The organism is Nostoc sp. DSM 114167, assembly GCF_052692655.1.
In genome coordinates, this window is the sequence record NZ_CP195116.1 from 7,797,524 (window position 1) to 7,808,481 (window position 10,958).

Annotated in this window: 8 protein-coding genes; 2 read left to right on the forward strand and 6 right to left on the reverse strand. The window is 39.4% G+C overall.

The window, feature by feature from the left end; all coding sequences use genetic code 11:
- Positions 1–141: 141 nt before the first annotated feature.
- The 4 genes from NSTC731_RS32785 to NSTC731_RS32800 form a co-directional block, all read right to left on the reverse strand.
- The gene (locus tag NSTC731_RS32785) at positions 142–1,140 is read right to left on the reverse strand and encodes a hypothetical protein (RefSeq protein ID WP_445628593.1); all 999 of its coding nucleotides are present in this window, start codon (positions 1,138–1,140) and stop codon (positions 142–144) included.
- A gap of 92 nt (positions 1,141–1,232) precedes the next feature.
- Positions 1,233–2,453 (reverse strand): MFS transporter, encoded by a 1,221-nt coding sequence (locus NSTC731_RS32790; protein WP_445628594.1) that lies wholly within the window; start codon positions 2,451–2,453, stop codon positions 1,233–1,235.
- Positions 2,454–2,991: 538 nt separating this feature from the next.
- Positions 2,992–3,789, reverse strand: coding sequence for a hypothetical protein (locus tag NSTC731_RS32795; RefSeq protein ID WP_445628595.1), 798 nt, complete (start codon positions 3,787–3,789; stop codon positions 2,992–2,994).
- A 281-nt stretch (positions 3,790–4,070) separates the two neighbouring features.
- Positions 4,071–4,157: a hypothetical protein gene (locus NSTC731_RS32800; protein WP_445632225.1), complete on the reverse strand. Its 87-nt coding sequence runs from the start codon at positions 4,155–4,157 to the stop codon at positions 4,071–4,073.
- 1,339 nt (positions 4,158–5,496) lie between these two features.
- Here NSTC731_RS32800 and NSTC731_RS32805 point away from each other — a divergent pair.
- On the forward strand, positions 5,497–8,286 hold the full coding sequence (locus NSTC731_RS32805) for an ATP-binding protein (protein WP_445628596.1): 2,790 nt from the start codon (positions 5,497–5,499) through the stop codon (positions 8,284–8,286).
- 176 nt (positions 8,287–8,462) lie between these two features.
- Here the strand turns inward: NSTC731_RS32805 and NSTC731_RS32810 are convergent, their stop codons facing one another.
- Positions 8,463–8,858 (reverse strand): TIGR02588 family protein, encoded by a 396-nt coding sequence (locus tag NSTC731_RS32810; protein WP_445628597.1) that lies wholly within the window; start codon positions 8,856–8,858, stop codon positions 8,463–8,465.
- A gap of 125 nt (positions 8,859–8,983) precedes the next feature.
- On the reverse strand, positions 8,984–9,871 hold the full coding sequence (locus NSTC731_RS32815; protein WP_445628598.1) for a TIGR02587 family membrane protein: 888 nt from the start codon (positions 9,869–9,871) through the stop codon (positions 8,984–8,986).
- A 588-nt stretch (positions 9,872–10,459) separates the two neighbouring features.
- Between NSTC731_RS32815 and NSTC731_RS32820 the strand changes: the two genes are divergently transcribed.
- Positions 10,460–10,642 carry a CsbD family protein gene (locus NSTC731_RS32820; RefSeq protein ID WP_322693288.1) on the forward strand — a complete coding sequence of 61 codons (183 nt, stop codon included), beginning with the start codon at positions 10,460–10,462 and terminating at the stop codon, positions 10,640–10,642.
- Positions 10,643–10,958 lie beyond the last annotated feature (316 nt).

Below are 10,958 nucleotides of genomic sequence, written 5' to 3' on the forward strand. Positions count from 1 at the left end.
GCGAACCGCGCTCTGCTGCAATGCGTGGCTTTGGTATAGTGTGGAATGGCACGCTTGTAAAGCCCAAAGAGTTATTGTATCCTCGTTCTCAGCCTCTAGGCTGGGAACCAGTCCTGCTGGAGTTACAACACTAACATGACATTATGTCTTGACAGGTAAATAAGAAATTGTCCATAAGATGAGCAGGAAGATTAAGTAAATTGCACCAACTAATCCAAACTCAATCAGAGGAATATAGGTTACTTCGTAAATTCTGCCCAAGCCGCGTTCAGTCAGTGCATAAACGGCCAGGACACTCACTAAAAAGGCTCCGTAGATAGTACGTTTAGTCCAGATACCCACAGGTAAACCGTGAAGTTGAGTAAGCACGAGAATACCAAAAAAACCAAAGAGAAATGTGGGCCATTTGCTTTGTCCTAGTATTAATGACACGATTACACTATGTAAAAGCACGGAAGCCTCCAAAGTAAATGTCCACCAACGGTTTACATGGGTGCGGTTAAAAATCAAGGAAGATTGGAGCAAAAGCAAGAACATATAGAGAAAACCAATCAAGTGCCCCAAAGTCGCTTCCATTGGGTGATACCAGAAGGTGTAGATGGCGGCGAAGGAGAAAAAATAGCCGTGGTACAGTTTGATAATTTGCAAAAACTGTTGATGGAAGGGAACAGAATTGCCAAAAAATAAACCGCGTCGAGGTGTTTCTAAAATCAGTACGAAGACTAGTAAGAGTACAACTGCACCTTGAGAAGCCCAAATTGAAGTATCTTGAGCTAGAGCATCGTACCAAATATATGTTTGGAGAAAGTGTAAAGCGATGAATACACTATTAATGGCAAGCATGAGGTAATTTATCGGATGCAACGCCGATTTGTATTTCAACTGCGATGCCTGCGGCGGGCGTAGCCATCGCTGCGCCCACAAGATACACGCCCAGATGCTAAACTGATGCCCAATGTACATACCCCAAGCCGTTGCTCGACTCCAAAAGGTTGGTTGGGGAAGCTTCCAGTAGTACCAGTTTAATCCTTGATCGGGAAGTTTGATAATGCTTGCAGGAATGCTCCCACCGATCCAAATTGCGTAGGTGAGGAGGATGCTTACAAAGATGCCTAAAAATAATACTCGGCGACCTGTCATATTAATTTTAGATTTTAGATTTTAGATTTGGGATTAAAAATTTTTAATACAAGGCTGTTTCAAAAAATTATTAAGCTTTGAAATCAAGATTGTCAGGCGACACGTTCTGTTTTTGGCTCAGATGCGCTTTTAGTTACTCGCAAACTAAGAGTCAAAGCTACTACCATTACTAAAGTTCCACTTAAAAAAGGAGCAGAACTCCCAAATTTCATAAAACTCACCCCTGCCCACGTTGGCCCGGCGATGCGTGCCAATGCAGAGCAAGAACTGGCAATTCCTAATATTTGTCCTTGTTCTTCTGGGGATGTCATCTGAGAAATTAAGCTGTTCAATATTGGTTGGCTGACACTAATTCCCCATGCTACAAGTGTGGTGGCGACTAATAAGAAAATTAAGCTTTGCGAGAATCCAATTAACAGTAATCCTAAACCTAATCCTAATATTCCCAAGATAAGTAACTTGATTTCACCTAATTGTTTCTTGAGAAATCCGATTAGTCCTCCTTGAATTATTGTGCTGACAATCCCCATGAAGGCAAAAAGATAACTAGCTTGTTGAGGGCCCCAATTTAATTGCTGCTTAGACCATAAAGCTAATGTAGAGTCCATAGCTGCAACAGCAAAGGTGACTAAAAAGTAGATGCCAACAAGTACACAAAACTGCGATCGCTGTGACAACTGTAATAAGTTTAGCGATCGCTGACGATGGCGATGAAGTTGGATTTTAGCTTTAGTCTCAGAATTTAGAGATTCGGGAAGTAATATCAAAGCACAAAGAAATGCTAATAAAGATAATCCGGCTGCAAACAATGACGGTAGATGAAAGTTAGCGTTGTTCGGATCTGACCCGATTAAAAGACCTCCAATCGCTGGGCCGAGAATAAACCCAAGACCAAAAGCTGCGCCGATTACACCCATGCCACGAGCTCGATTAGTTGGCGTAGTAACATCTGCTATGTACGCCTGAGCAGTGGCAATATTCCCTGACATAATCCCGGCCAGACTACGAGCAATAAACAAAATCCATAGGGAGTTGGCAAAACCTAAGCCTGCGTATGCAATTACCGAACCGAATAAAGTCAGTAATAAAATCGGACGGCGACCGTAGCGATCGCTAAATCTGCCCCATAATGGTGCAAATAAGAACTGCATTAAAGAATAAATAGCTACAAGTAAAGTCGCTTCATTCGGTTTGGCACCAAATTGTTCGGCATACAAAGGCAGTATCGGCAGAATAATTCCGAAGCCGAGCAAGTCTATAAATACACTCAAAAATAAGACGAATATAGCCCTGCGATTATTTTTACTCTCCATCTGGGCAATTCCATTTGATAAAAAAGATGTGTGAATTAAATTAGTTTTAAGGACATTTGGGAATGCTTGATTGTAAAAATTTATTAATTACAAACAGTCATCAGTACAAGCAAAGTGTTTGAATTTCAGTGTGGTTGAGCAAAATAGCATGGAACAAACCCATGATAAAAATCAAGCCAATAATACTACTAATTAAAGCAACTATAATTTCGTGCTTCCGTATGGCTTTTTGAATCTTAGCGTCTATGATGTTTTCTAATTCTTTGTATAACATTGAGTTGAATTTGATTAAAGACAATAATTATCTGGAACTTATAGCCGTAGTCACACAGGTTAGGACATTTGAAAAGGGTGAATGCTAGAGTTAGCAATAGTTTTACCTCCAGCAAGAACTGCCCGGTTGTTGAGTTTCGACTACGCTCAACTGCCGCGTAGTCGAAACACTGCCTCCTGCTATACGTTAGGTACTTACATAAGTTAGATTATGTCCGAAATCTCTAACTTATTAAATGAAAACTATTTCAATACAGCGCGAATGTCAATAACTTTTACGCCGTTTCAAAACAGCACCTGAAATACCAAAAGCTAATATCGCTAAGGTATAAGTTGGTTCGGGAACTGCAAGAATACTTACCTGATTAATAGCCAAGCCGTATTGTGGAGCAGAACTGCTAAAAACAAGCCGTGAGATGTTTGGAGTGTCACTACGAATCCCCAAGAATACTGCCGAATTATCTAATGCTAAGGACGAAATATTTGGAACTGAGAAAGTACCCAATAGGTTATTAGCTTTATCAAAAGCGGCGATCGAATTTTCAATTTTCAATTTACTAGTGTCTACAGCTATCTGAGTTCCAGCGCCAAAAACCGGCTGGGCAAAACTAATCGAAAAAGGCCCGCCGTTCCCCTGAGTACCAGGATCGGGAGTACCAGGAGGAAGAGGGATAAAACCTGTTGGATCTATACCTCCGAAGAGAATAAAATCACCTAGAGCGAAGTTACTCCGAATGCCAGGTGGAGGTAAAGTTTGAAAAACAAATGGTGGAGTGATTTGAGGTTTATTAGTTGGAGTTATATTTATATCCAAGCCTAAACCACGTTGTGATGTCGCTGAAAAAGAGTTAGGTAAAAAAGCCGAAAAATCAGGAGCAGAGGGATTAAATACTTTACCTAAACTTTCCCAATTAACTTCATCATTGCCTCCTAAACCAGCGCGCTCAGTTACTAAAAATGTAGCGGCTTTAACTGGTAATGGGAGAACCGTTATTATAGCTGCGATCGCTGAAAAATATTTTACCGATAGTTTATTAAATAATCGCTCGATCGTAACTCCCACAAGGTTTTCTCCTTAATTTTTTTAAGATAATATCATCAAAATGCAACAATTAAATATTGACGATCGAACAATAGACTTCTTGGCATTTGTAGGGAAAAGGGTAAGGGGGAAAGGGAAAAGGAATAAAAAAACCTTTCCCCTTTGACCTTTCCCCTTTTCCCGCAAGAGTGCAAAAGTTACTTTTGCAAGAGGTCTAATGCCTTGCTCAGATCGAGAGAGTGAAAGCAATCGCTGCGAGCGCTCCAACTGAGCTTAAATGTTTCATTGGCGATCGTTAGCAGTCAACTTGTTATTGTTCTCTCTCCACCATCAATTAGATTGTTTCCAAGACTAGCAGAGATATGGTCATTGCCTCCACGAGCAAAAATCCGGTCGTAATTACTAGTATTCTCTCAATAAATCATCGTTAGGAATATCAATAATAAAAATATAAAATATTCCTTGATAGTTTTGTATATCAAAGGTAGTTGATACTTGTAATACTTACATAATACAAATATCAAGATTATAAATTTCTGATGAAATCTACCTCAAAACAGTTAATCATATTTTATATCTCTGGTGAAATAAAAATGCGATTGTTTATTTTTTTAAACTATTTTATTTCTTCAAGGTTATCAGAATGCGGGCGCTATCGTGTTGAAAATATGGGCAAGCAATAAAATATAGGATTCATACAGCAGATTTCAACTTTTTTACGAATGCGAACAGCGTGTTGGAGACAGAGGCTACGTCAACGTCAGGTAAAGAAATATCTCACCCACGCGATCGATCGCGCTTATCCGAACTCAACTCTTAGCGTACTAGTGCAGGCAATGCCCGACTTGTTCGCTCTTAGCATTCCCACTATGAAAGCAAGTGGGGTGAGGGTTGAGTTCGGGTGTACTTCCAACAAATAGATTATGCAATATTGTAGGGTATTTTTTTATTTGTCATATTATGTCTGGCTAATTAGTTATAACGTGAGTTCGACGAGTGCTATTACTGGCCCTGTTACTGACCGGCTTAATGCTCCTCTTTTAGCCGAGAATGTGAATCAAACTTTCACCAATAATATCAATTGGTCAAATCTCTTCAGTTTGCCAATCAGCAATGAATCTGCCATCAGGGAGAGTCAGATTCCAATATCCTGCTCTGACAAAACTTGGGCGTTTCTTTCCCCAGTAGCATATCGCTCCAACAGTTCTTCAACAGTCAGTTTTCGTCTCATAATTTATTTCTGGCATCAACTAACACATATATAGCGGTCGCCAGGTAGGTTAGGACATAAACTGAATATAGAACATAGACACCAAGAGACTTTCAACCCTGTCCTCTGTCACCTGTTCCCTGTCCCCTGCTATAACTCTAACCAGAATGGCACTAACAAAAGCTGAAATAGTTGCCTGGTAAGGGTTTTAGAAAACTAATACTTTTAAGGGCAAGAATCAGAATAATCTGCTACTCTCAGTTTGCGATCGCTGCTTCATTAGCCTACATTTTTCCAAAGTGATGAAACCCTTGTAAATAATACATTTACGCTTTTCTTAGTGCCATTCGTTCGAGAGATTTCTCTTTTCCTTTCCAGTTATCCTTGAATATTACTACTCATTTCGACTGAACGAATCACACGCAAACTTATGCTTACAGTCACATGATGTTGGTTACACCTACAGAATGGGAACTCTAACTAGGAAGTTGATATCAATTTTCCTAGAGTAATTACTTATGTCTGATTTTGATAGCGCTGTACCTAATCAGCCGTCATTGTGTGGTTTGCCGCGTAGCTTGAGTTCTTGGGAGACTTGGGCGTTTGGTTTAACATCCCATCTTGGTTGGACATCAGTAGTGCCGGCTATTCATGCCGCTTTGGGAACACAAGCTATTTTTGTTTGGATTCCTGGTGTGATTGTTGGGATGTTACTGAATTATCAGATGAAGCATTTAGGTAGAAGTTTATTTGATGTAGCTGGCGGAACACCTAATTACACAACTAAAGTGTGGCAGCATTGTCCAATAATTGCCCGCTACGGGGCAATAGGATATCTTTTGGCTTGGCTTTCTTTCCTGTCAGTAAATGCTGTTGTGCTGACAGATTTAATCAAAGTGAATCTTGAGGCATTAGGTATCAGTGTTCCAGAGGCGATTCTCAGGATTAGTTTTATATTATTACCCTTTGTGGTTGCATTCAGTGGTACGCGTGCATTAAGCATTCTACATTTATTTTTTGCAATTCCTGCCTTTACCTTGCTATTTACTTTTTGTGTACAAGGTCTGGGATTTTTAGCTTTTTCTAGTAATAGTCCTGGCTTTTTTCCGAATAATTGGTCATCTTTGAGCTTTATTGATTGGGCAAAATGGTTTTATTTTGTTAGCTATGTAACTTATAGTAGTGAAACAGCCTCATCCTTTGTTGCTGATAGCCGTGAGCCTCATAAAACTCTATGGTTTCTCGAGATTGCTGCTTGGTTAATGTTACCAGTAATGGTTGGTGGTTCTTGGGTAATCATGCGTTTAGCAACAGTTCCAGATTTAGGTGATAACAGCTTTTTAAATTTTGTTGCAGCTTCTACACCATTTTGGGGAAATTTTGCTCCGGCGAGTGTTACTTTTTTACTAGCCGGTTCTTGTTTATTAGGTTCAGCAACGACTGTTTCTAACTGTCCCCGAATTATCTATCAGTTAGCTGTAGATAAACATCTTGCACCAGTTTTTTCTGTAGTCTCACCGCGTGGAGTCTTTGGCCCGTCTTTGGCTCTGAGCCTAATTTTGGCATTGATTTATTTTCTTTGGGGTAATGTATCTCACATCATTGCAGCGACAAATGCAGCTTGGTTTATATCATTCATACTGCTGCATTTAGGTTTATGGCAACAACGAGCGAAGTTCGATGTAGTGCTGCCACCGCTGACTTTGGGAGTATGTTTGTTAGAAATAGTAATTTTATTAACGGCAAGCTATGCTTGGGGATGGCAAGATTTTTTAACTGGCTTATTAGTTCCGTTTGGTGTATTAGCAATTGATGTATTAGTGCGCCAGATTCGGATGCCAATTTTTCGTCCTAATTGGTGGTTAAAACTTTATTACTCACGGCGGCAGAAGCTATTTCAAGATTCGGTGATGTTACAAGTGAGCATCTTAATTCTTCTGTTGTGTAGTGCGGTTTTAGTTGGCTGTTTATTTGGATGGAATTGGCATAAAGCTGCAACTGTAAATTTTGAAAATTTAGTTGTGGTTTTGCTGATGACGGTAGCATTTGTAGGAGTAGCTATAGCCTGTTGGACAAGTTTACCTCAGGTAATGGCGATCGCGGAAGCAAGAGAGGCGGCAGAACATCTTTTTCAGATTGCCCAAGATGGTATTGTCGTTACAGATGAACAAGGTATAGTTTGGCAAGCAAACCCAGCAACTGAATTTTTTTTTGGTGTGAATCCACATACGCTTTTGGGACATCACCTCAACAAATGGTTGCCAGAACTTACTAACTATCCCCAACAGTGGACAAGACGTAGCGAACACACCATAATTTATAATTCTAAAATCAAAAATTTGGAAGTTTCTATCTCAGACAGACCCCATCAGAACTTTCAAGAATATGTCGTTATTCTCCATGATATAACCAAGCGCAAACAAGCAGAAGAAGTATTGCGACAATCAGAAGCACAATTACGGCAAGAGGCTACACAATTAGCTACTCAACTGGTGCAAAGTGAAAAAATGTCCAGTTTAGGACAGCTAGTAGCAGGAGTAGCGCACGAAATTAACAACCCAGTCAACTTTATTTATGGTAATCTTACACCAGCTAATGAATATATCCAAGATTTACTCAAACTGTTGCAACTTTATCAACAACATTATCCTAATCCAGTAGCAGAAATCCAAGACGAAGCAGAAGCAGTAGACATTGATTTTTTACTCACAGATTTGCCACAATTGCTAACTTCGATGAAAGTTGGAGCCGAAAGAATCAAAGAAATTGTCCTATCTCTGCGAAATTTTTCTCGCTTGGATGAGGCAGAAATGAAAGAGGTAGATATTCATCATGGTATCGATAGTACTTTAATGATACTTGAGCATCGTCTTCAGGAGCAAGCTAAATGTCCAGGGATAGAAACAATTAAAGAATATGGCAATATTCCATTAGTAGAATGCTATGCTGGACAACTCAATCAAGTATTTATGAATATATTAACAAATGCGATTGATGCTTTAGAAGAATTATGTATGACTGGACAAAATAATCCTCATCCTCAGATTCGGATTAAAACTGAACTTGTAAATACTAATCAGGTAATTATTCGTGTTGCTGATAATGGTTCTGGTATGTCAGAAAATGTACAAAAAAAATTATTCGATCCTTTTTTTACTACTAAACCCATTGGTAAAGGTACTGGATTAGGCTTATCAATTAGTTATCAAATTATTACAGAAAAACATCAAGGAAAATTGCGTTGTGTTTCTTGTCTCAATCAAGGAACAGAATTTGTAATTGAGATTCCCCTACGTCAGCCGTACTAAATATAAAACAATGAAATAACAACGACTATTCTACGAGTGCCAGTGTAGACTTTCTCCAGCAGACTAACGACGGGCGGTGGGATTTCGGTTGTGTTGCAAAAACTAGGACTGGTCTGGTAGCAAAATAGTTGTGCCAGCCCCTGGAGCGGTCTTTAACCGGACATAATATCAGTCCCCTATGGCAATTTATAGCTACCAACACGTAGATTTAACTGACCTTGGCGCGGGTTATGGCTGAATATAAATGCGCCTTCTTCGCTTTCCCCACTAGATAAAAAGTCAATCTGTTGCTCTCCTGTTTCTGTAACTTTGCCGTCAATCATTAACTCAGCCATAATCTGAACTGACTCAGCTGTATCTCCTCCACTATTTATAACTTCAAAAGGAACATAAAACTGGCCATTAATTTCTCGAATTGTTTGTTTTTTTGTAACAGAAAGGATCGGAGGTTGATTTTTTTCGTTCAGCCAAGTGTAGCCTACTAAAATCACAATGATTGCTAAGATGAATGAGGCGATGCTGAATGTTGTCCACTCAGCTATTGAGCGCTTTGGTTGTTCTGTTTTAGTCATATAGGACTCATATTTGATTGGGTGAAAAAACTCAGTACACCTTAGAAAGCTTTCTTTCCTGTTCCCTATTCCCTATTTCCTGTTCCCTACCCACGCAAGTAAATTCTCCGAATCAAACCGGATTCCTATATTGCTAACCTTCCGGCTGCACCACCAATGGTTGCAGGTAAACCCAGTATCAATGTATGATCTAACCACATTGTCCAAGGGTCGCTAAAAGTTAATTTTTGAAAGAACCACAGCATAAAAGCGCCTGCTAGCAATGATACTAAGTAGGACATAATAGTTTCGCTCGATGGTCGTTGAAAAATTCCCTTTTGCTCTTTACGTTTTTGCTGGTTAGAAAAACCTGCCTGAAATACAATGCCATAAGAAATCAGCAAAGATGCGGCGATCATTGCCAACTCCCAAAGTGGAGAGGTTGCGGCTGCTAGCATAGGAACTTCATCAGTGGGAGCGATGTTAAATGCAATTATGGTTGCACCAATCAGGGTTCCACCCACATCTACAAAAGTGGCTTGTAACTCATCACCTTTGTTCTTGGTTGTGTTATTTTCGCGATCGCTTCCTTGTCCTTTTCCATTGCTGTTTTCAGTCTCTCCCAAAAACTGATTCGCTAATGCTACACCGAGAGCAAATGGCACACTTTCAAAGATAATTTTACCTAAAGATTCTTTTAGGGAGGTTTCTGGTGTCAATTCTTGCAATAGTAATAGCACAAAGGTAGAACAAGCTATGCCGATCGCGATCGCTTCTACGGTATCCATTACGGCTTGATGAGCGAGACCTGTATATCTGCGTTTCCGAAAGCCTTCTGTGTAATTGAGCAAGTAAACCACAATAAACATTAATGCGATCGCCGTCATGAGAAATTGTGCTTTTGCCAGCGATCCAATCCACCAAACCTCCATTGTGTACAGCAAGGGTATGCCAAACAAAAAACCTCCACAAGCACCTCGAATGATGTCATTAATCTCATTCTTCCAAACATTTTTTTGACTGTTCGTTGGCACTCCTTTATTTTCCTTTTATTGAAATTTTGTTTTAATTTATAGTTCATTTATCTGCGAAAAAGTTATTTTTTTAATATATATAAATTTTATTTATCAGATTTTTATATTTTGTATTATTTGCTACAGTACTGACCAGCATCTATCTTAAGATGATATAATTTACCAAAATATTCTCTCCGTTGATGGAAGTAAAAAACAATACACAGTTGTTAAATTATCTAATAGCTTTAGGGACTTACAAGTAATAAGATAAGCAATATTTTATTACTGTAGGGTGAGCGTCTTGCCCGTCCCGTGAAATGGGCGGGCTTTTCGTGCCACTTTGCAAGTAGTAATTTATTTAGGACTTAGGACTTCGCAAGTGTCACAAAAAAATCGGATTTGTAGTTTGCAGTAAGGGTTTTAGCCCTTATTTTGAAGACTAAAATCCTCTCTTCTCTTTCAGAGACGCACTCGCGTTCGAGACGCTACTTCGGCTTTGCTCAGTACAAGTGCGCGAACACTACGAACTGAAAATAATATGCCAGTTGCGTAAGTCTTGTTATCTTTGGAGTTCTCTAAATCAACTACAAGCTGGAGATAAAAACCATGAGTGTCGAAAAGAGAATAGAAGCGACTGCAAAAAATATTGAAGGAAAAATTCAAGAGATTGTGGGTGAAGTCACAGGTAATCCACAAGATAAAACTGAAGGGCAAGCAAAGCAAGCTGAAGCCCAAATCGATCACACCGTAGAAAATATTAAAGACGAACTGAAGAAAGCTTTAGAATAATTGCGCTAGTCTAGTACAAATAGCGATTTTAACGATGAGTGACTCCTAAATTTGTAACATTGATTGCTCCACTTTCTATAAGTTAGTGGGGTTTTTTATTGCGTCAAATCTGAAAGTATTAGATTCCATGCTCTGGATGGAAATGCCTGATTTAACGTGAATTCGACAAGTCTTATTTAACCTCTCCCCCAACCCCAATACGGTTCAGATAAGCATTTTGAACTCAAAATAGGGTTTGGGGAAAAGGGAAATGGGTAAGGGTTAAAGGTTTTTTATTCCCCTTTCCCCTTTACCCTTTCCCCTTTAACCGAACCGT